Origin of the sequence: Massilia sp. Root133 (assembly GCF_001426525.1) — a bacterium.
Taxonomy (GTDB): Bacteria; Pseudomonadota; Gammaproteobacteria; order Burkholderiales; family Burkholderiaceae_D; genus Telluria; species Telluria orientalis.
Window position 1 is genome coordinate 453,115 of sequence record NZ_LMEW01000031.1, and the last position, 20,848, is coordinate 473,962.

General features: G+C 69.5%; 22 protein-coding genes. 7 read left to right on the forward strand and 15 right to left on the reverse strand.

Going from position 1 to position 20,848, the window contains the following annotated elements; all coding sequences use genetic code 11:
- Positions 1–18 precede the first annotated feature (18 nt).
- A complete protein-coding gene (locus ASD28_RS20030) occupies positions 19–501 on the forward strand; it encodes a nuclear transport factor 2 family protein (protein ID WP_056132092.1) in 483 nt (160 codons plus the stop codon).
- Here ASD28_RS20030 and ASD28_RS20035 read toward each other — a convergent pair.
- Genes ASD28_RS20035 through ASD28_RS20050 form a run of 4 tightly spaced genes read right to left on the reverse strand, consistent with a single transcriptional unit; the run spans position 493 to position 6,364 of the window.
- Complete coding sequence (locus ASD28_RS20035) at positions 493–1,188, reverse strand: SOS response-associated peptidase (protein WP_056132094.1); 696 nt, start codon at positions 1,186–1,188, stop codon at positions 493–495. The genes ASD28_RS20030 and ASD28_RS20035 overlap by 9 nt on opposite strands.
- A gap of 27 nt (positions 1,189–1,215) precedes the next feature.
- Positions 1,216–3,324, reverse strand: coding sequence for a TonB-dependent siderophore receptor (locus tag ASD28_RS20040; protein WP_056132097.1), 2,109 nt, complete (start codon positions 3,322–3,324; stop codon positions 1,216–1,218).
- The gene (locus tag ASD28_RS20045) at positions 3,321–4,517 is read right to left on the reverse strand and encodes an MFS transporter (RefSeq protein WP_056132100.1); all 1,197 of its coding nucleotides are present in this window, start codon (positions 4,515–4,517) and stop codon (positions 3,321–3,323) included. The genes ASD28_RS20040 and ASD28_RS20045 overlap by 4 nt, the downstream gene beginning before the upstream one ends.
- Positions 4,514–6,364: an IucA/IucC family siderophore biosynthesis protein gene (locus ASD28_RS20050; RefSeq protein ID WP_056132105.1), complete on the reverse strand. Its 1,851-nt coding sequence runs from the start codon at positions 6,362–6,364 to the stop codon at positions 4,514–4,516. The genes ASD28_RS20045 and ASD28_RS20050 overlap by 4 nt, the downstream gene beginning before the upstream one ends.
- Before the next feature lie 120 nt (positions 6,365–6,484).
- Here ASD28_RS20050 and gluQRS point away from each other — a divergent pair, with 120 nt between their 5' ends.
- Positions 6,485–7,378, forward strand: coding sequence for a tRNA glutamyl-Q(34) synthetase GluQRS (gene gluQRS / locus ASD28_RS20055; protein ID WP_056132108.1), 894 nt, complete (start codon positions 6,485–6,487; stop codon positions 7,376–7,378).
- A 25-nt stretch (positions 7,379–7,403) separates the two neighbouring features.
- Here gluQRS and ASD28_RS20060 read toward each other — a convergent pair whose 3' ends face one another.
- A complete protein-coding gene (locus tag ASD28_RS20060) occupies positions 7,404–8,000 on the reverse strand; it encodes a CHRD domain-containing protein (protein WP_056132111.1) in 597 nt (198 codons plus the stop codon).
- A 173-nt stretch (positions 8,001–8,173) separates the two neighbouring features.
- On the opposite strand from ASD28_RS20060, the gene ASD28_RS20065 reads away from it, so the two are divergent.
- Positions 8,174–9,136, forward strand: a complete 963-nt coding sequence (locus ASD28_RS20065; RefSeq protein WP_056132114.1) for a hypothetical protein — start codon at positions 8,174–8,176, stop codon at positions 9,134–9,136.
- Between the two features lie 6 nt (positions 9,137–9,142).
- On the opposite strand, the gene ASD28_RS20070 is transcribed toward ASD28_RS20065, so the two are convergent.
- The 5 genes from ASD28_RS20070 to ASD28_RS20090 all read right to left on the reverse strand — a co-directional run bounded on the left by ASD28_RS20070 (position 9,143) and on the right by ASD28_RS20090 (position 12,522).
- Positions 9,143–9,628 (reverse strand): DUF421 domain-containing protein, encoded by a 486-nt coding sequence (locus ASD28_RS20070; RefSeq protein WP_056132116.1) that lies wholly within the window; start codon positions 9,626–9,628, stop codon positions 9,143–9,145.
- 84 nt (positions 9,629–9,712) lie between these two features.
- Positions 9,713–10,420, reverse strand: a complete 708-nt coding sequence (arsH, locus tag ASD28_RS20075) for an arsenical resistance protein ArsH (RefSeq protein WP_056132118.1) — start codon at positions 10,418–10,420, stop codon at positions 9,713–9,715.
- Between the two features lie 7 nt (positions 10,421–10,427).
- Positions 10,428–11,708: an arsenic transporter gene (locus ASD28_RS20080; protein WP_056132121.1), complete on the reverse strand. Its 1,281-nt coding sequence runs from the start codon at positions 11,706–11,708 to the stop codon at positions 10,428–10,430.
- The gene (locus tag ASD28_RS20085) at positions 11,708–12,196 is read right to left on the reverse strand and encodes an arsenate reductase ArsC (protein ID WP_056132124.1); all 489 of its coding nucleotides are present in this window, start codon (positions 12,194–12,196) and stop codon (positions 11,708–11,710) included. Before ASD28_RS20085 ends, ASD28_RS20080 begins: the two co-directional genes overlap by 1 nt.
- Positions 12,197–12,207: 11 nt before the next feature.
- A complete protein-coding gene (locus tag ASD28_RS20090) occupies positions 12,208–12,522 on the reverse strand; it encodes a helix-turn-helix transcriptional regulator (RefSeq protein ID WP_056132125.1) in 315 nt (104 codons plus the stop codon).
- A gap of 113 nt (positions 12,523–12,635) precedes the next feature.
- Between ASD28_RS20090 and ASD28_RS20095 the strand changes: the two genes are divergently transcribed.
- The 3 genes from ASD28_RS20095 to ASD28_RS20105 are packed head-to-tail and all read left to right on the forward strand — an operon-like array spanning position 12,636 to position 15,594.
- Positions 12,636–14,042, forward strand: coding sequence for an FAD-dependent oxidoreductase (locus ASD28_RS20095; protein WP_056132128.1), 1,407 nt, complete (start codon positions 12,636–12,638; stop codon positions 14,040–14,042).
- 11 nt (positions 14,043–14,053) lie between these two features.
- Positions 14,054–15,241 carry an MFS transporter gene (locus ASD28_RS20100; RefSeq protein ID WP_056132543.1) on the forward strand — a complete coding sequence of 396 codons (1,188 nt, stop codon included), beginning with the start codon at positions 14,054–14,056 and terminating at the stop codon, positions 15,239–15,241.
- Positions 15,242–15,276: 35 nt separating this feature from the next.
- Positions 15,277–15,594: a helix-turn-helix transcriptional regulator gene (locus ASD28_RS20105; protein ID WP_056132131.1), complete on the forward strand. Its 318-nt coding sequence runs from the start codon at positions 15,277–15,279 to the stop codon at positions 15,592–15,594.
- Here ASD28_RS20105 and ASD28_RS20110 read toward each other — a convergent pair.
- The 5 genes from ASD28_RS20110 to ASD28_RS20130 form a co-directional block, all read right to left on the reverse strand.
- Positions 15,591–16,106, reverse strand: a complete 516-nt coding sequence (locus tag ASD28_RS20110; RefSeq protein ID WP_056132135.1) for an arsinothricin resistance N-acetyltransferase ArsN1 family B — start codon at positions 16,104–16,106, stop codon at positions 15,591–15,593. The genes ASD28_RS20105 and ASD28_RS20110 overlap by 4 nt on opposite strands.
- Entirely contained in the window at positions 16,103–16,294 is a 192-nt protein-coding gene (locus ASD28_RS20115; protein ID WP_056132546.1) for an oxidoreductase-like domain-containing protein, read from the reverse strand. Before ASD28_RS20115 ends, ASD28_RS20110 begins: the two co-directional genes overlap by 4 nt.
- A 43-nt stretch (positions 16,295–16,337) precedes the next feature.
- Positions 16,338–16,781, reverse strand: coding sequence for a hypothetical protein (locus tag ASD28_RS20120; protein ID WP_056132139.1), 444 nt, complete (start codon positions 16,779–16,781; stop codon positions 16,338–16,340).
- Between the two features lie 88 nt (positions 16,782–16,869).
- Positions 16,870–17,547, reverse strand: coding sequence for a response regulator (locus ASD28_RS20125; RefSeq protein ID WP_056132142.1), 678 nt, complete (start codon positions 17,545–17,547; stop codon positions 16,870–16,872).
- On the reverse strand, positions 17,544–19,040 hold the full coding sequence (locus ASD28_RS20130) for an ATP-binding protein (protein WP_056132147.1): 1,497 nt from the start codon (positions 19,038–19,040) through the stop codon (positions 17,544–17,546). Before ASD28_RS20130 ends, ASD28_RS20125 begins: the two co-directional genes overlap by 4 nt.
- A 297-nt stretch (positions 19,041–19,337) precedes the next feature.
- On the opposite strand from ASD28_RS20130, the gene ASD28_RS20135 reads away from it, so the two are divergent.
- Complete coding sequence (locus ASD28_RS20135; RefSeq protein WP_229412314.1) at positions 19,338–20,708, forward strand: methyl-accepting chemotaxis protein; 1,371 nt, start codon at positions 19,338–19,340, stop codon at positions 20,706–20,708.
- Positions 20,709–20,848: the final 140 nt, after the last annotated feature.

Sequence of the window (20,848 nt, forward strand, 5' to 3'; positions counted from 1 at the left end):
CATGAGGAGATCAAGACCATGAAATCGCTCATCCTCGCCTGCTGCCTGTTCGTGGCCGGCCTCGCGCACGCCGCCGGCATCGACCCGGCCCTCGCGCAGCAGGTCGATGCGTTCGTCGACGGCTGGCACGACGATGCCGCGCACGCGCGCATGCGCTACTTCGACAAGATGGCGCCGGACGGCGTCTACATCGGCACGGACCGCACCGAACTATGGCAGCGCGACGCTTTCCGCGAGTGGGGCCGCAAATACTTCGAGGGCAAGCAGGCCGCATGGGTCTTTCATCCCACGCAGCGCAATGTCTACGCGACGGCGGATGGATCGATGATCTGGTTCGACGAATTGCTCGACACGGAAAACATGGGCCATTGCATGGCCAGTGGCGTCATCCGCAGGACGCCGGCCGGATTCGAGATCGTGCATTACCAGCTGTCGCTGGCGGTGCCGAACGAGGCGGCGAAGAAGGTGATCGAGGTCGTCAAGGCGGCCGAATCAAAATAGTTCGAGGTTCTGCGGCGCCGACGGCGGCGGCGTCTTTTTCACGGGCGACTTCGGGGCAGCCCAAGCCTTCATCTCTTCGGCCGGATAGGGGCGCAGGAAGCTGCGCGCCAGCTCCGGATCGCGGCAGTGCAGCCACGCGTCGACGTCGTCCGGCGGCAGCACGACGAGCGCGCGCTTTTCGTCGTCGGGCTTGTGGAAGCGCCGCATCAGCGGGTGGTCGTCCGCGTTGATCGTGATCTGCGTGAACGACGCCGCGATCGTCCCGTCGGCCTCGGACCATTCGCGCCACAGGCCCGCCACGAAGAACATGCCGTCGTCCCGCATGCCGATGCCGAAGCGTTCGGCGCGGCCGCTTTCGTAGTTGGGCTCATAAAAACAGGTCATCGGCACGGCGCACAACTGGGTGCGGCGCCAGGCCGGGGCGAACGAGCGCTTTTCGCCCAGCGATTCGGCGCGCGCGTTCATCGTGTCGAACGGTTTGACACCGGCCGGGATGTGACGGCGCGGGACCATGCCGTAGCTCGCGAGCTGCAGCACGCGTTCGCCGTCCGGCCCCGCGCGCACGATCGGGGCCGTGTAATCCTTCCACGTTTCGCTGGGCCAGTCCCAGTCGCGGTACAGGTCGACGAGGGTGCCGAGCACCATGTCGAGTTGTTCGGGCAGCGGGGGGCGGTAGTTGACGCACATGGCGCTAGTTTGACATAAAAACGCCTCTTAAAAGCGGTAACGCGCGCTGACCAGCACCGTGCGCGGCTCGCCCGGCAGGTTGTAGTCGTTGGCGCCGCTGTGCGCGGACACGAAGTACGTGCGGTTGAGCAGGTTCCGCACCGTGACCGTGACGTCGACCTTGCCGCTGTCGTAGCCCGCGCCGAGCTGCAGCACGCCGTAGCCCGGCAAGGTCGTCAGGTCGTCCGGCGACGCATAGCGGCCCGATTCCGCGCGGCCGCCGGCGGCGACCCAGAAGTGGCCGTCGAGGCGGTGCTTGATCCATGCGTTGAACGTGTGGCGCGGCGTGAGCGCGGCCGTGTTGCCCTCGAACGGCTTGCCGGCCGACGTCAGTTCCGTCGAGTCCTCGATGGTGCCGCGCATGTTCGCATAGCCGGCGATCGCATCCCAGCCCGGCGCGATCTCGCCCATGAAGCTCAGTTCCAGGCCGCGCGTGCGCTGGCGGCCGATGGGCAGCGAGAAGTTCGTGTTGCCTGGATCGGCGACCTGGATGTTCGATTGAGTCATGTCGAACAGCGCGGCCGTCAGGCTCGAACGGGCCGTCAGGTCGAGCTTCACGCCCGCTTCCTTGTTGACCGTCTGCGTGGGCTTCAGGGTGTCGCTGTTGGCGCGGAACGTGAACGAATCCGCGATGGGCTGGAAGGAGCGGTTCCACGATGCGTAGACGGCCACGCGGCTCGTGGGCTGGTACACGGCGCCCAGCCGCGGCGACCACGTGTCGTCCGTGCGCTGCAGGTCGATGTTCTTCGCCGTGCGGTCGTCGCGGTCCTGCTTCAGGTGGTCGTAGCGCACGCCGGCCAGGACTTTCCATTCCGGCGTCAGCGCCACGAGGTCTTGCAGGTACAGGCCCGCGATGTCGACGCGGTTCCGGTTGTCCGCGCTGGTCGCGACGCTGTCCGGCAGCACCGGCAGGTCGACGAGGACCGGATGGAACAGGTCGTACGTCGCCACGTTGTTGCGCGAGCGGAGCACCTCGCTCTTGTTCTGGCGGCCGAGTTCCACGCCGTACAGCAGCTTGTGGTTCGTCGTGCCCCAGTCGACGGTCTGGGACAGCTCGTTCTGCAGGTAGCGGCCGTCCTCGTCGCGCAGACGGTGGCTCTGGCCGATGGCGACGGTCGGGTTGGCGCCATCCTTGATGGTGCCGATCGACGTGTAGTTGCGGTCGAGCGCGTAGTCGTACGCGCGCAGCACGGTGTGCAGTTTCAGGTCCGGCGTGAACGCGTGGTCGAGCGTCGCGGTGGCGCTTTTCACGTCGCTCTGCACGAATGCGCGCGCGGTGGCGTTGGCGGCGCCGAAATAGGTCTCGACCGGCACGTCGACGGGACGGCCGTGGTAGCTGGGCACGCCCTGGTCGGCCAGGCGCTTGTCGTGCAGGTAGTCCGCTTGCAGGGTCAGCGTCGTGGCGGGCGACAACTTGAACGTGGCCGACGGCGCGAGCGCCTGGCGGCGCAGGAAGTAGCGGTCGCGGAAACCGGTCGAGTCCTCGACGGCGCCCGTCACGCGGAACAGCGCGTCCTTGTCGTCGTTGGCCGCGCCGGCGTCGAACTCGCCGCGGCGCTGGCCGTGCGAGCCGAGCGTGACGCCCGCCTCCAGCAGCGGATCCGCGAGCGGCTTCTTCGTCACGCGGTTGACGAGGCCACCGGCCGAGCCGCGGCCGTACAGCACGGACGCCGGCCCCTTGAGCACCTCGACGCGTTCGATGTTGGAGAGGTCGCGGAAGTACAGCGCGTCGTCGCGCACGCCGTCCACGAACTGGTCGCTGATCGCCGAAAAGCCGCGGATCGTCACCTGGTCGCGCTGGCCGTCGCCGACCGAGAACGACAGGCCCGGCACGTTCTGCAGCGCGTCCTGCAGCGACAGCGCGTTCTGGTCGTGCAGCACGACGGCCGGCACCACGTTGACGGTCTGCGGAATGTCGCGCAGCGGCACGTTGATCTTGGTGGCCGTGTTGGTCTCCGTGACTTCGTACGAGCCGGCGTCGATCTTCCGGTCGCGAATGACGACTTCCGGCATCGCGGGTTCTTCGGCGCGGACCGGTGTCCACACGCTGCAGGCAAGGGCGACGAGGCAGGGGAGGGGGCGCAGTACTTGTTTCATGATGTTCCTGTTGTTGTTTGAAGGTGTTGGAAATCGGACGAGCGGGTCCGGATCGCGCGCATGCCGACGGCGGCGACGGCGTACAGCAAGGCGACGGTCCAGAACATGGCGGCCAGCGGCACCCACGCGAGCGCGAGGCCGCCCGCGCCGGCGCCGACGAGCGCGCCGGCCTTGGCGGCGCCGTTGCCGGCGCCGAGCACGCGGCCCTGTTCGTCGTCCGCCGCTGCGCGCGAGAGCAGGCCATAAAAGACGGGCAGCAGCGCCGCGAGGCACACGCCCCACAGCACGCGCGTCAGCACGAACAGGGCGATGTTCGTGACCAGGGCCTGCACCGCGACGATGGCGGCGCACGCCCAGAGAATCCATTCGACCTGCGCGAGCACGCGTGCATGCGCCAGGTGCGCGAAGCGCCGGGCCCAGTACGGCGCGGCCACGCACAGGCCCAGGGCAGTGCCCGCATAGCACAGGCCCGTCACGCGGTTCGATACGTGCAGGACTTCGTCGGCATACAGGCCGAAGAACGTCTGCGGCATCATCTTCCCGGCTTGCACCAGCACGATGCCGAGCAGCAGGCCATACAGCCCGGCCGGGAGCGCCGCCTTCCGCTCACGCACGCCGGGGGAGCGCGTGGCCGGCGGCGCGACGGCCGGCAGGACGAGGAAGGCCAGCGCCGCGCACAGCAGGCACGCGGCGCCCGCCCACACGTTCACGCTGGCGAAACCCTGGGCATCGAACAGCCAGCCACCGAGCACCGGGCCTGTTACGGAGCCGATGGCCGTCGCGGCCTGCAGCTGCGCCATCAGCGCGCCGCGCGCCTCACGCGTCACGAGCCGCGCGCCGTAGGCCTGGGCGGCCGCGATGTAGCCGGCCAGGGCGCCCTGCAGCAGGCGCACGGACAGGATGACGGCGACGTTGTCCGTCGCCGCGATCCACCATTGCGTGGCCGCCAGCGCGAGCAGCGCGCGCAGCAGCATCGGCTTGTGGCCGACCTTGTCGCCCAGGCGGCCCCACCACGGCGTCGTGCACATCGCCATGGCCAGCGGGCCCGCATAGGCGATGGCGCTGACCCACGCCAGCGCATGCGGCGTCAGGTCGCCCACGCGGCGCAGGTGCAGGGGCCAGAACGGGCCGCTCATCTCCATGGCGCCCATTGCCACGAGCTGCAGCGCGAACAGCCAGCGCGTGGTGGTCATGCGAGCGGATTGGGCATGGTGCCGTGCACGTCGTCCTGCGTGTCGGACAGGCGCATGCGCAGGAACGCTTTCGCCGGCCAGTCGTGCTCCAGCAGCGCCGCGCGTTCGGCGTGCCAGCGGGCCGCGTCGACGCGGCCGCGCAAGGCCGTGAAGACGGCGTCGATCTCGCGCCTCAGGACGTCCCAGAACGGCTGCTCGGGATGGCCGTACGCGCGCGCCAGCAGCAGCGCCAGTTCGGACAAATGGCACAGCAGCACGGCGTGCAGCAGCTTGTCGCGCACGGGTTCGTCATCTTCGTACACGGTGGCGCCGGCGCGGTAGGCGTCGATCGCGCGGCCCGCGCCGCGCAGGGTGGGACCGTGGATGCGCAGATCGCCGAAGTCGCGCGCGAGCAGCTGCACGGGCGCGTGGTCCGCGTCGAGCATGATGAAGCTGTTCTGCTGGTGCGCCTCGAACGCGATGCCGTACACGAGGTAGGCGGACAGCAGCGCCGTCAGCACGGTCCGCGCGTGGCGCTCGAAGTACGCGACGGCGCCCGCGGCGTGGTCGCCGTACGCGAGCGCGACGGCCTCCGTGACGAGCGGCCGGCCGCTGAACGGCGATTCCGCGAACAGTGCGCCGACGGGGACCGGGAAGCGCGCGCCGTCCGCCTTCGCCATCGGATTGGTGCGGTACAGGATCGCCAGGTGGCGCGCGCGGTCGTCGTTACCGTCCGGGTCGAGGTAGTGGAGGCCCACATCCTCGCGCACGATGTCGAGCGTGCCGCCGAAACCCGCTTCGGCGTCGAGGATCGTCGCGAGCAGGCGCGTGATGCGCGGTCCCATCACGGCGGACTTCGGCGACACGGTCCGCTGCACGCTGGTCAGGCGCAGCGACACCGGCAGCTTCAGGTGCGGCAGGGTCGGCGAGCCGGCCGGGACGACGGTGCGGAACGACATGGTCGGGGTCGCGTCGAGCGCCACGTCGTCCGGCAGCAGCAGGTCGCCGCGCGCGATCTCGGCCGCGAATTTTTCCGGGATCACCCGGCCGGCCTGGAAGGGATGCAGGGGCAGCGGGAGCCAGTCGGACGGCGACCTGCCCAGCGCCGCCAGGGCGACCTTCCAGCGCAGCAGCGGCTGCGGGAAGTGCCGGCCGAACCACGCGAGGTAATCGCCGTCGCCGGTCGAGAAGGTCACGTGCGCCTTGTCCGCGCGGATCGCGGCCAGCGGCACGGCCAGCGTCGGCTGGAATTCCGGCGACAGGGCCGTGACCTCGTCCGCGGACAATCCCAGCTTCGTCTTGAACGTGGGATGCCACGGGTGGCCCAGCGTGCCCCATTGCTCCAGCAGCAGGGCGGGATTCGCATGGCCGGACTTGCGCAGCGCGGCGATGAAATGGATGTCGGCCGCGCCCAGCCCGGCGCGCAGCGCCCGCGCCCAGCCGCGCCGGTAGCTGAGGCACAGCACGTCGTTGGCGAGGCTGTTGTCGAGTTCGTGGATGAGCCTTTGCAGGTCCGCGCCGTCGCCCGGCAGGGAGGGCGCCACGCAGGCCAGCAGCGCCGCCGCGTGCGCGACCGGCTGCGGCCGTTCCCCGGTCGCGTAGTACGACACGCCGCCGGCCAGCCGGCAATCGCCGATGCGGCCGAGGCTCAGGCCTTCGAAGCGCAGCATGCCTTGTTGCGCCCACAGCGGCAGCCACGATACCGCGCCCTCCGTGATCAACTGGTCCCCGTTCAGGAGGCGTTCGCGGAGCAGGGCCTGCAATGTGCGCTGCAGGCTGCGCCGGCGGGCGTCGGACGATGCCAGCTCGGCGGCAACGGCGTCCAGGGAGTGATCGACGGGGTCGAGCAGTTTCGGTATCGCGTTCATCGGCTTGCCTTCTCAATAACGACGGGAACGCAGCATAACGTAAACGCGAATCATTCTCAATACGATTCTCAATATTGCCCGATCTGGATCAAGGCAGGGGCGTATGTTAAGGTTGCGCCGATGAACACCCGATCCAACGGCGGCTACGTCGGCCGCTTCGCTCCATCGCCCACGGGCCCGCTGCACGCGGGGTCGCTGGTCGCCGCGCTGGCCAGTTATCTGGATGCGCGCGCCCACCACGGCACCTGGCTGGTCCGCATCGAAGACATCGACGAGGGCCGCAGCGCGCCTGGCGCCGCCGGGGAGATCCTCGACCTGCTGCACCGGCTGGGCATGGAGTCCGACCGCGAGGTCGTGTGGCAGAGCCGCCGCAAGCATTTGTACGAGGCGGCGTACGACCGCCTCGCCGGCCACGTCTACCCGTGCGGCTGCAACCGCCGCGAGATCGCCGATTCGCGCCTGGGCTTCGCGCCCGACGGCGCCGCCATCTACCCGGGCACATGCCGCCATGGCCTCGCGCCGGGCCGCAGCCCGCGCAGCCTGCGCCTGCGCGTGCCGGAGGCGGGCGCGGACGTCATCACATTCCAGGACCGCGTGGCCGGCGCCGTCACGCAGCGGCTGGCCAGCGAGTCGGGCGACTTCGTATTGAAGCGCGCGGACGGCTACTGGGCGTACCAGCTGGCCGTCGTCGTGGACGATGCGGAGCAGGGCGTGACGGACGTCGTGCGCGGCGCCGACCTGCTCGATTCCACGCCGCGCCAGATCTTCCTGCAGCGGCTGTTGAACGTGCCGACGCCGCGCTACCTGCACGTGCCGGTGGTGCGCAATGCGAATGGCGAAAAACTGTCGAAGCAGACGGGGGCGCTGGCCGTGCGGCCGGGGGACGAGGAAGCTGCAGTGGCCGCGTTGCGGCAATCGGCGGGTTTTCTCGGGCTGGAAGTGGGCGAGCCAAGGTCGCTGGAAGCATTCTGGCGGGTCGCGGTGCCCGCGTGGGCTGCGTTGCATGTAAGTTGATGCCTCCCCGCATCAACCATCGATCTCACACCATCGGCCGCCTCCGGCTCATCCACATCAACCCGGCGAGACCCACGGCCAGCATCGACCACTCGGCCGTCTCCGGCACGGGCGGTGCGGCCACCAGCCAGCCGCGGATTTCCCCGTTCGGATAGAGACTCGTGTGGATGTTGACGTAGGCCTCGTTGGCATTGATGGCGTCGATGAGGGCCGTTTCGGCACTCGACGCCGTGCCGCCGTGCGTGCTCACGAAGGCGGGATCGTAGGACATCGCGTCATCCAGCGCGACGGCGTTGGTGTAGGTGCCCGCGCGGACGCCTAGCGGGAAGTCCTGGAACGGTATCGCCACCGGCGCCGTGCCCGTGAAGGCCGAGCTCGTGCAGCAATGGATGTGGGCGTCGGTGGTGGTGCCGTCCAGGTCGCGGAACGGCATGTCGACGAACATTTCCTTCCCGCCCAGGTCGATCGTCACGAGGCTGGTGCCGGGCGACGGGTTGGGCGGGCTTTCCAGCGCCCCGCTGGCGACGGCCCGGTAGCTCGGGTCGGCCGGGGCGGCAGCGGCGGGCACGGCGATGGCGGTCGACGCCGCCGCCAGTGCAAGGACTGACAGAACACGTTTCATGAGTACCTCCTTTGAACAAAAGTCCTGCGCGCACCCCGTCCTGGGGTGCTGACTAAAAACTTAGCACCGAAGACATGGGCGGCCTCACACCATACGGCTGAGATAGTGCCTATGGGCGACTTTGATTCGGAAAGCTTGGCATAATCGCCAACTGATCCTAATTGACTCCATTCATGCGCTATCTTTACAGTATCTTTACGCTTTTCACTATTTCCTCTGTCGTCCAGGCGCAGGATGCGTCCCTGCTGGCCGGTGCGATGCGCGCCGACACGGATGCCGGCAATACCTCGTTCGCAGTCAACGTCGGCTATACGCAGCACCTCCACAACTACTTCTCGGTGAGCGCCGATTACCTGAACGAGGGCCATCCGAAGCTCCACCACCGCGACGGTCTCGGCGCCCAGCTGTGGGCACATACGGCGGTCCCGCAACGGGGCTGGTCGTTCGGCGCCGGCTTCGGTCCCTACTATTACTTCGACACGACGACAGGCAATGGCTCCGAGGGCGACTACCGCAACGAACACGGCTGGGGCCAGCTGATGAGCGTGAACGCGATCTACCACCTGCATTCGCGCGCCTACGTCGAGGCGCGCCTGTCGCACACGCACGGCATCACGTCGCACGACAGCTCGATGCTGATGGTCGGCATGGGCTACGAACTGGGCAGCGTGCCGCGCTCGATCCGGCTGGAAAATGCCGACCGCGGCGACAACCTCGTCATGCTGCTCGCGGGGCGCTCGATCGTGAACAGTTTCAAGTCGGAGACGTCGACGTCGACGGGCCTGGAGTATCGGCGCACGTTCACGCCGAACGTCGAGGGCAGCGTCATCCTGATGAATGAAGGGAAGGTGGACGCGGCCGAGCGCAAGGGCGTCTCGGCCCAGGTGTGGCTGCTGCGCCCGTTCACCGAGCGCACCGTGCTGGAGATGGGGTTCGGCGCCTACGCCATGCTCGACCAGCTCGACCGCACCGATCCCCACGCGGCGCGCGAGAACCACGTGGCGCCGCTCGCGTCGATCGGCATGCGCTACCGCATCGACGACCACTGGCGCGGCCAGCTCACCTGGAGCCGCGTCATCACGAATTACGCGCGCGATTCCGACGTGTTCCTGCTCGGCGCCGGCTACGCGTTCTGAGCGCCTTCAGGTGCGCACCGGATCCGTCGCCAGCGGCCGCTTCATGATCGTGATGCTGCCGTCGGCCTCGAGGAAGGCGCACTGCATCTCGTGCTGCGCGCAATCGGCCTGGCGCAGGGCCTGCCGGACGTCCGACTCGCCCACGCGGTTGCGGCGCAAGACCTTGTCGAAGAACACGCCGTCGCGGCCGATGAGCAGCGAGTCGCCGTCCAGCAGGGATTCCATGCGATGGCTGTTGGCCGCGAGCATCCCGAAGCCCGCGTTCAGCACGATCAGCGTGGCCGCGATGATCAGGCCGCCGCTGACGGAATCGTCGCCGCCCGACAAGCCGTTCGACACGGCTTCCGACAACAGCATCACGACGAGCAGGTCGAACGGCGTCAGCTGGCTGATCGTGCGCCGTCCGGACAATCGCACCATGGCGAGCAGGGCGACGTAGACCAGCGCGCCCCGCGCAACAAATTCCCACCAGGGAAGATCCATATCGAACATAGCGGCCTCGCTGGAATGCGGCGGATGCATCCATCGTAATGACGGGGCCGGCGGTTGACTGTTCGCTGGGGAACGTTGCGGGCTCTACAGCTTGCCGATCTGCCGGTCGATGGCCTTGCGCGCCCGTTCGCTGCGTTCGCTGTAGCGGTCGGTCAGGTAATCCGTGCGGCCGCGCAGCAGCAGCGTGAATTTGACGAGTTCTTCCATCACGTCGACGACGCGGTCGTAGTAGGCGGACGGGCGCATGCGGCCGGCGTCGTCGAATTCCTTGTACGCCATCGGCACCGACGATTGGTTCGGGATCGTGAACATGCGCATCCAGCGTCCCAGCAGGCGCAGCGTGTTGACCACGTTGAACGATTGCGAACCGCCGCAGACCTGCATCACGGCGAGCGTGCGTCCCTGGCTGGGCCGTACCGCGCCCTGTTCGAGCGGAATCCAGTCGATCTGGTTCTTCATGACGGCCGTGACGGCGCCGTGGCGTTCGGGACTGCACCACACCTGGCCCTCGGACCACAGGCACAGTTCGCGCAGTTCCACGACCTTCGGATGCGTCTCCGGCACGCTGCCGACCATCGGCAATTCCATCGGGTCGAAGATTTTCACCTCCGCGCCGAAGTGTTCGAGGATGCGCGCCGCCTCGTACGTGAGGAAGCGGCTGAACGAGCGCTCGCGCAGCGAGCCGTACAGCATCAGGATGCGCGGCGGATGATCGAGGTCCCCGACGGGTTCCAGCTTGGCGGGCGTCGGCAGGTCGAGGCGTTCGAAGTCGATGTTGGGGAGTTTGTCCATGGTGGTGTCAGGAAAGCCGCAGCGCCAGCGCGGCCAGCGTCACGAGCAGGATCGGCAGGGTCAGCACGACGCCGGTGCGGAAGTACTGGCCCCAGGAAATACGGATGCCCTTGTCCGCCAGCACGTGCAGCCACAACAGCGTGGCCAGGCTGCCGATGGGCGTGATCTTCGGACCGAGGTCGCAGCCGATCACGTTGGCATAGATCATCGCCTCGCGCACGGCGCCGGTGGCGGGAACGGCGTCGATCGCCAGCGCGCCGACCAGCACGGTGGGCATGTTGTTCATCACCGACGACAGCAGGGCGGTCGCGAAGCCGGTGCCGAGCGCGGCGCCCCAGGTGCTGTGCGCCGCGCTGCGCGCCAGCAGCGCCGTCAGGCCGTCCGTGAGGCCGGCGTTGCGCAAGCCGTAGACCACCAGGTACATCCCGAGCGAGAACACGACGACCTGCCATGGGGCGCCGCGCAGCACGGCGCGCACGGAAATGACGTGGCCGCGCGCGGCGACGGCCAGCAGCACGAGCGCACCCGTCGCGGCCACGGCGCTGATCGGCACGCCCGCGCGTTCCAGCCAGAAGAAACCGGCCAGCAGCAGCGCCAGCACGTACCAGCCGGCGATGAAGGTCGCGCGGTCGCGGATGGCATCCGTCGGGCGCTTGAGCTGGGCGAGGTCGTAGCGGGCGGGCAGGTCGCGGCCGAAGTACGCGACGAGCGCGGCGAGCGTCGCCAGCACCGCGACGATATCGACCGGCACCATGACGGCCGCGTAGCGCGCGAAGCCGATGCCGAAATAATCCGCCGACACGATGTTGACGAGGTTCGACACGACCAGCGGCAGGCTCGACGTGTCGGCGATGAAGCCGGCCGCCATCACGCACGCGAGCGTGGCGCGCGGCGGGAAGCGCAGCGCGGCCAGCATCGCGATCACGATCGGCGTGAGGATCAGCGCCGCGCCATCGTTCGCGAACAGCGCCGCGACGGCCGCGCCGAGCAGCACCAGCAGCACGAACAGGCGCCGGCCGTGGCCGCCGCCCCAGCGCGCCACGTGCAGCGCGGCCCATTCGAAGAACCCGGCGCGGTCGAGCAGCAGGCTGATGACGATGATGGCCACGAAGGCGCCGGTGGCGTTCCAGACGATGTGCCAGACGACCGGGATGTCGTCCACGCGGATCACGCCCGCGAGCAGCGCGACGCCGGCGCCGGCGGCGGCGCTCCAGCCGATGCCGAGTCCGCGCGGCTGCCAGATGACGAGGGCCAGCGTGGCGAGGAAGATGAGCAGCGCCGGCAGCATCACGGCATCGATCCGTCCAGCTTGCCGATATGGTCGAGCGCAGCCTTGAAGGCCGCGCGGTCGCCGGCTAGGCGCTCGGGCGGCAGCGCCAGGAATGCCTCGATGCGGGCGCGCAGGATCGCGTACGCCCGCTCGAACGCGGCATCGATCGCGGCCTCCGTGCCGGTCACGTGGCTCGGATCCTCCACGCCCCAGTGCGTGCGCAGTACCGGGCCGAGGTAGGCCGGGCAGGTTTCGCCGGCGGCGCTGTCGCACACGGTGACGACGACGTCCGGCGTGACGGGCAGGCCGTCCCACGATTTGCTGTAGTAGCCGTCGGTCGGGATGCCCTTGGCGGCCAGCAGGGCGAGCGCGCGGGCGTTCAGCCGGCCGGTCGGGTGGCTGCCGGCGCTGAGGGCATTCCAGCCGGCGGGGGCCAGGTGGTTGAAGACGGCTTCGCTGATCAGCGAGCGGCAGGAGTTGCCGGTGCAGAGAAAGAGTATGTTCATGGAGATAAGAGTCAGCAGCAGGAGGTGTCGCGCGAGCAGGGCGTGCCGCCGCAGCAGTTTTCGGTGAGGAAGCCGACAAGGGCGTTCATCGCATCGAAGCGGGCGGCATAGATGACGAAGCGGCCCTCCTGGCGCGGGACGACGAGGCCGGCGTGGGTCAGCTCCTTCAGGTGGAACGACAGCGACGAGGGCGGGACGCCCAGCGCTTCCGCGATCCTGCTGGCGGCAAGTCCGTCCGGCCCGGCCTGCACCAGGAGCCGGAAGGTCGCCAGCCGCGATTCCTGCGCGAGGGCGGCGAGGGCCGCCACCGCTTCCTTGTTGTCCATGGTCGCTCCGCTTTTCAATTCGATAATTCGATTATAGTCGAAATGACTTGACACGGTCGAATATGGGAATCTATTCTTTATTCGTCGAATAACGAATAAAGGAGAGAACGACGATGGACACGAACGAACGACAATTTACGGTCGCGGTGCTGGGCGCCGGTCCGGTGGGCCTCGCGGCCGCGGCGCACCTGGTCGCGCGCGGCCTGGCGCCCCTGGTGTTCGAGGCGGGCGCGGCGCCGGGCGCGAACCTCGCGACCTATCGGCACGTGCGCCTGTTCTCGCCATGGCAGTACGACGTGGACAAGGCCGCGCGCCAGCTGCTGGAGCGCCGCGGGTGGACGGCGCCGGCGCCCGACGCCCTGCCGACCGCCGGCGAACTGCTCGACGACTATCTGGCGCCGCTGGCCGCCACGCCCGAGATCGCGCCGCACCTGTTGTTCGGCCACCGCGTCAGCGCGCTCACGCGCGCCGGCTTCGACAAGGTGAAAACGCAGGGCCGCGAGCGTGCGCCGTTCGTCATCCGCGCCGACACGGCCGCCGGGCCGCGCGCGTACCTGGCCGATGCGGTGATCGATGCGACCGGCACGTGGTCGCACCCGAACCCGTTGGGGGCGGACGGCATTCCCGCGCTCGGCGAAGCGGCGCTGGCCGCACGCATCGATTACGGCATGCCCGACGTGCTGGGGGCCGCCCGCGCGCGGTTCGCGGGGAAGACGATCCTCGTCGTGGGCGCCGGGCATTCCGCGGCCGGCACGCTGCTCGCGCTGGCCCGGCTGGCGCAGGACGACCCGGCGACGCGCATCGTGTGGGCGACCCGCGGCCGCCGCCTCGACCGGGTGTTCGGCGGCGGCGCCGCGGACGGATTGCCGGCGCGCGGCGAGCTGGGGCTGCGCCTCAAGGCCCTGCGCGACGCGGGCGGCCTGGTATTGCGCCAGGACTTCCGCATCCAGGCCCTGGACGAGATCGATGGGCAGCTGCGGGTGACGGGTGCGCCGGTGGAGGGTACGGTGCCGGTGATCGACGGCATCGACCGGATCGTCTGCGCGGCGGGCGCCCGGCCCGACCTGGGCCTGGGCCGGGAACTGCGCGTACGCCACGATCCGTGGCTCGAGAGCACGGACGCGCTGGCGCCGCTGATCGACCCCAACGAACACAGTTGCGGCACCGTCCGGCCGCACGGACACCGCGAGCTGGCGCACCCGGAGCCCGGCTATTACGTCGTCGGCGCCAAGAGTTACGGCCGCGCGCCGAACTTCCTGCTGGCGACCGGGTACGAGCAGGTGCGTTCCGTCGTCGCCGCGCTGGCGGGCGACCTGGCGGCCGCCGACGACGTCCAGCTCGACCTGCCGGAAACGGGCGTCTGCAACACGCGGCTGGCCTTCGACGACGCCGCGCCAGGGCCGGCGGACGGGTGCTGCGGCGTGGCCCCGGCGGCAGCGGCCGCCTGCTGCGTGCCGGCAGCGGCCGCGGGCGGTGCGTGCGGTTGCCGTCATCCCGCCCCGACGGGCTGCTGCGCCTGAGCGGAGTCCGCATGCGCCGCCCATCGACGACCGTCGGCATCCTCGCCGTGACCCAGATCGTGTCCTGGGGTTCGCTGTACTACGCCTTCACCATCCTGGCGCCCGGCATCCGGCGCGACCTCGGCCTCGCGCCGGAGGTGGTGTTCGGCGCGTTCTCGTGGGCGCTGCTCGTCGCCGGGCTGGCCGCCGCGCCGGTCGGCATCCTGCTGGACCGTCACGGCGGCCGCGCCATCATGGCCGGCGGCTCGTTCCTGTGTTTCCTGGGGCTGGCCTGGCTCGGCCTCTGCACGGGCGTGGTGTCGTACTACGCCGCCTGGACGCTGGTCGGCCTGGCGATGGCGTTGACGCTGTACGAAGCCGCGTTCGCGACGATCCAGCGGCAACTCGATAGCGGGGCAAGGCAGGCGATGTCGACGCTGACGCTGTTCGGCGGCTTCGCCAGCACGCTGTTCTGGCCGTTGACGGCGTGGCTGCAGGCGTCGCATGGATGGCGCGACACGTACCTGTTGTACGGGATCGTGCAACTCGCCGTGTGCATGCCGCTGCACCTGGGCCTTGGCGCCGGCGCGCCCGCGGTGGCACGCGTGGGTCCGGCGCGCGGACACACGTTCGCGGAAGCCGTGCGGCATCCCGCGTTCTGGACGCTGGCGCTGGCATTCGCGGCGAATACCTGTGTCTTCTCGGCGCTGGCGGTCCACCTGATTCCGCTGTTCGAACGTCTTGGCCAGGCGAGGGAGACTGCAGTGCTGCTGGCCGCGCTGATCGGTCCGATGCAGGTGGCGGGACGCGTGGGCGAGATGGCGTTCGCGCGGCACACGGCACCGCAAACGGTCGGCAAGGTGACGTTCGCGCTGCTGCCGGCGGCCCTGGCCGTCATCGCGCTGGGCGGTGCGCAGGCCTGGGCGGTGGCCGCGTTCTGCGTGCTGTATGGCTTGAGCAACGGCATCCTCACGATCCTGCGCGGATCGTTGCCGCGGGCGCTGTTCGGCCGCGACCATTACGGCGCCATCGCGGGGGCCATGGCCGGGCCGGCATTGTTGTCGAAGGCGGCGGGACCGTTGATCGCGGCCGCGCTGCTGGGCCGCGCCGACGGTCCCGCCCTGCTGCTGGCCGCGCTGCTGGCCATGTCGCTCGCGTCCCTCGCGTTCTACCTGCGCGCAGTCGCGCCGGACAAAACTTTTGACAAGCGTCCCGCCTGACGTCTATCCTGCGTTCGCCCAACCACGAACGCACCATGTCCAAGTCCTGCTGCCCCCCGGCGCCCGAGCGCGCCCGTACGACGGAATTCGATGCCGACGACCTCGCGCGCATGTGCAAGGCGCTGTCGCATCCCGCGCGCGTCCAGCTGCTGCGCCACCTGATCGATCACGGCGAGTGCTATTTCGGGAACCTGGCCGACGTGTTGCCGCTGGCGCCGTCGACGATCTCGCAGCACGTCACGATCCTGAAGGAGGCCGGCCTGATCGAAGGCTCGGCGGACGTGCAACGGGTCTGCTATTGCGTCAACCGGGACCGGCTGGCGCAGCTCAAGCAGGCGATCGGGGCACTTTAACCCTGTCCGTCCCTGGCCAGGTTCAGTTCCCAATAGCCCACGTCGACCCAGCGGCCGAATTTCATGCCGACTTCCGAGAAGTGGGCCACCTTGCGAAAGCCCAGCGCTTCGTGCAGGCCGACGCTGCCGGCGTTCGGCTGGGCGATGCCGCCGATCACCAGGCGCAGTTCGCACTTGCGCAACTCGTCCAGCAGCGCGCCGTACAGGACCCGCCCCAGCCCCCGGCCGGTGCAATCCTTGTCCAGGTAGACGGTGCTCTCGACGGAATGGCGATAGGCCGGCCGCACGCGCCACTTCGTCGCATACGCATAGCCGGCGAGCGTGCCGTCGACCTCCAGCACGAGCCACGGCAGGCCGGCGGCGCCGACGTCGGCGATGCGCTGGGCCATCTCGGCTTCGCCGACCGCGTCTTCCTCGAAACTGACCGTCGTGGTCGTGACGTAGTGGTTGTAGATGGCGCAGATGCGGGCGGCATCAAGCGGTGTGGCGGGGCGGATGCGGGTGGCGGTCACGGTTGCTCTCCGGCGGCTTCCGGATGCCGCGCCTCCCACGCCGCCAGCGCTTCCTTGTAATTGGCAAGCAGCATCTGGTAGACGTCGAAGATGCAGTTCGGGCAGCCGGAGCCGCAGCAATCTTCCAGCGCAGGTTCGATGGGCGGCAGCGGCCGCGGGTCGGGCAGGGGTGTGACGGGATCGGACATGCGGGGCAGCATACCGCAAACGCGCCCTGCGCGTCGAGTAGGCCTACCCGTTCAGCTCATAGCTGCGCAGCACGAATACCGTCTTGCCGTTCCGTTGCGCGCAGACGCCTTTCATGACTTCGCCGCCGCCCAGGTCCCATGTGAGGGCGCTGCCGGCCGGTTTGCCGGCGCAGGCCGCGTGCGCCTCGGCCGGGACCTGCGGCAGCTTCGGTGGCGGTGGCGGTGCGGGGACGGCCGGGACGCCGGGCACGGCCGGGATGGGCGGCAGCGCGGGCGGCACGCCGGCTTCGCCCACGTCCGGGACGGGCGGTGCGGGCGGGGCCGGTGGTGCGGGCGGCGTTGGCGGGACAGGGGGCACGGGCGGGGCCTTGCACTTGCCGGTGGCGGTCTTGCAGTGGATGCTCACGTGGACGTGCTCGTCCGTCGTCTGCGCCAGCGCGGGCAGCATGACGGCGCCCAGCAGGATGCCGAGGATGGTGGGTTTCATGGTCTTCTCCTTGTCGTGGCCCGCACGACGCGGCGGGCCATGTCGGTATCGTGCATGCCGATTGTGGAGAAAAAATGAAGACCGCCTGTCAAAGATCGAAGCGGTAGCCGAGCCCGTAGATCGAACGGATGGCGTCCACGCCCGGCAGCGCGGCGTCGAGCTTGCGCCTGAGGTTCTTGACGTGGGTGTCGATGGCGCGGTCCGTCACGTCGAGGCTCGCGTTGCCCTCGCGCGCGAGGTCGAGCAGCTGGGCGCGCGAAAAGACCTGGCCGGGGCGGCGCGCCAGCGCGGCCAGGATGCCGTATTCGGTCGGCGTCAGGTCGAGCGCCTTGCCGTGGATGGCGATGCGGCGGGCGAGCGTATCGACGGCGACGACCGGCGCGGGACGCCCCGCGCGGCGCAGGATCGCCTTGATGCGCGCGACGAGTTCGCGCGGGCTGAACGGCTTGCACAGGTAATCGTCGGCGCCCGCCTCGAGGCCCAGCAGGCGGTCGATTTCTTCCACGCGCGCCGTCACCATCACGACGGGCAGGCCGGCCAGCAGCGGGTTCGCATCGGCCCGCAGCGCGCGGCACAGGGACAGCCCGTCGAGCCCCGGCAGCATCAGGTCCAGTACGACCAGCGCGGGCTGATCGCGCCGCAGCGCCTCCAGCGCGGCGGCGCCGTCGCCGCACACGTCGGCCGTGTAGCCGGCCGCGCGCGCGTAGTCGGCCACCAGCGCAGCCAGTTCCGGCTCGTCCTCGACGATGACGATGCGGTCGCTCATGCCGGGTCTCCCGCGCGCGCCAGCGTGATGGTCGCGCGCAGGCCGCCGGTCGGCGCGTGCGCGAAGGCGAGCGTGCCGCCCTGGGCTTCCACGAGGCGCCGGCACAGCGCGAGCCCGAGGCCGGCGCCGCCGTGGGCGCGGCTGCGCGACGCGTCCACGCGATAGAAACGGTCGCCGAGGTGCGCCAGCGCGCCGTCCGGGACGCCGGGCGCGCTGTCGTCCAGGTGCAGCCGGATGCCGCGGCCGTCCGCCTGCGCATGCAGGTGGATGCGGCCGCCGGCAGCCGTGTAGCGCAGGCTGTTCTCGAACAGGTTGGCGAGCACCTGGCGCATGCGGTCGGGGTCCGCCATGACTTGTGCCGCTACCGGGCCGGGGCCGAAATCGAGCGCGAGGCCAGCTTGTTTGAACCGTTCTTCGAAACCGCGCGCCTCGGCGCATGCGAGCGTCCACAGGTCGAGCGCGACCGGCTTGCATTCGAGCGCGCCGACGTCGGCGCGCGCCAGCGCGTACAGCTCGTCGATCAGTTTATTCAGCGCGAGCACCTGGCGCAGCATGGCGTCGAGCGTGTCCGGCGTGGCGCTGCGCACGCCGTCCTGCAGCGCTTCCAGCTGGGCGCGCAGCACGGCCAGCGGCGTGCGCAATTCGTGCGACGTGTCCGCGACCCATTGGCGGCGTGCCTGCTCCGCGCCGGCCAGCCGGGCCGCGAGGGCGTTGAAGTGGCGCGCGAGGTCGCCCAGTTCGTCGCTGCGCTGCGCGGGGAGGCGCAGGTCGAAGTGGCCCTCGGACAGTGCCCGGCTGCCCGCCGCCAGTTGCCGGATCGGACTGCGGAAGTGGCGCGCCAGCAGCACGGCGGCGAGGGCGCTGAGGCCCACCGCGAGCGCGACGATCTGCCACAGGCTGTCGGTGAGCTGCTGCAGGAACGCATAAGCCAGCGCGTCGCCGGGACGGGCATCGCGGACGACGGCCAGGTAGCCGACCGTGCGGCCGTTCACCTCCAGCGCGCGCCGGACCGTGGCGGCGTCGGGGCCCGGACGGCGGCCGGCGAGCCAGGCCCCGTTCGCATCGAGCAGCGTGACGCGGCGCGCCAGCGGTAATGGGCCGGGGTCGGGCAGGTCGGGCACGATGGGAACGTGCGCCACGCGGGGACCGGGCAGCGGCGGCAGCGGCGGGGCCGGCGGCGCGGGTGGCGCAGGCGGGACGGGCGCGGCCGGTGCGACCGGCATGACCGGCGTGGCGGAAGGTACCCCATCGTCGCGCAGCCGCTGCAGGCGCGCGAGCTCCGTCGCGATCCAGTCCTGGCGGTCGGTGGCGGGAATGAAACCCCAGCCGTTGCCGGTGCGGTAACGGCGCGTGAGCGTGGTCGACAGCTCGTCCAGGCGGTCCAGTTCGATGCCGGCGGCGTAGTCGCCGAAGCTGGCCACCACATTCTGGCGCAGCAGGAATACGGCACAGGCGGCCACGGCGAGGATCGCCAGCAGGACCGAGGCAAACAAGCGATGACCGATCGAGAACTTCAAGGCGGAATGTGCAGGAATTGACGAAGAGGCATTTTAGGGCAAATTAGTGTGGTAAATACGACGTGATAGCGCGCGTCTACCCGATTAGGCTGGACAGTATGTTGATTTTGCGCGAATGATGACATGTATCCAGAATGCAGCTATATTTTCCTCAAATAAAATCGGCCAGCGAGTCAATAGAGCCGACCACCCGGGAGACAAGTTATGTTGAATTGGTTGAAAACGACGCTCATACCGTCCGCGTCGGCGTTCGCGCCGACCGGACGGTCCGGCATGACGGCCCGCGTCCGCAGCCTGGTGCTGAATGCGCGCGACGGCAGCATCCGCACGGCGATCAACGCGGCGCGCCTGCGCAAGGAAGTCGACCAGTCGCTCGACAAGGCGCGCCAGCAGTACACGGCGTCGCGCGAGCTGGCGGCGTCGGCGCGCGAGGTGACGGCGCTGTCGGCCAGCGTGAAGGCCGGCACGGACGACATCGCGGGGACGGCGGGCCGTAACCTGGCCGTGGCGCGCGCGTCGATGGACGAGTTGTCGCACCTGGAAGCGCGCATGCGCGCGATCGAGGAAAAGGTGGATGGCTTCGCGCGCACCGTCGGGCAGCTGGACCACCATGCCCGCTCGATCAGCGAGTTCGGCGGCATCATCCAGCGCATCGCCAACCAGACCAACCTCCTGGCCATCAACGCCGCGATCGAAGCGGCGCGCGCGGGCGAAGCCGGCCGCGGTTTCGCCGTCGTCGCGGCCGAGGTGCGGCGCCTGTCGCAGCTGGTCAACGAAGAGACGACCAAGATCGCGGGCGTCAACAGCGAGATGCGCACGCTCGTCGAGTCGACCACCGGCGCCACCCAGGAGATCCTGGAAGGCGTGAACGTGTCGGCCCGCGAGGTCGGCCTCGCCGCCGGCCACTTCAAGACCTTCGTCGCCGATTTCGAGCGCATGACGGGCACCGTCAACGAGATGGCAGTGGCGATGCAGTCGCTGGACAGCATCAGCCAGTCGATCGGCCGCCAGGTCACGGACATGGCGACGAATGCGTCGGAGACGGGTAAATCGATGGCCGACGCGTCGCGCCGCGTCGACGAAGTGCGCGCGACCACCGAGGAAATGCAGGGCGTACTGGCCGAGTTCCGCACGGGCGGCACGACGTTCGACGGCCTGGTGGAAGCGACGACCCAGCTGCGCGACGCCGTCGGCCGCTGCCTCGCCGGCCACCTGGCGCGCGGCGCGGACATCTTCGACCAGGACTACCGCCCGATCGAAGGTTCGGATCCGCCGCGCTTCACGACGGGCTACGACCGCGCCGTCGAGCGCGACCTGCAGGCGCTGTACGACCGCGTCCTGTCCGACCTGCCCGGGTGCACTTACGCGCTGTCCGTGGACACGCGCGGCTACGCGCCCACGCACAACAGCAAGTTCTCGCAGACGCCGACGGGCCAGCGCGAGCACGATCTCGTCTACTGCCGCAATAAACGCATCTTCGACGACCCGGTGGGCGCGAAGCTGGCCGCCAACCGCAAGCCGTTCCTGTTCCAGACCTATCTGCGCGATACGGGGGAGGTGATCAACGACCTGTCGATGCCGCTCGAGATCGGCGGCCGGCATTGGGGGGCGGTGCGGGTCGGGTTCGATTCGTCGAAACTCTAGAATCCCGTCGTTCGCGGGCAGGCGGGAACCCAATTTGCACGCGCCATCGCTGCGCATGCAGAACCTGGATCCCCGCCTGCGCGGGGATGACGTTCGGGGTGTGGGGTGCGGTGCGGTGCGGGTCGGGTTCGATTCGTCGA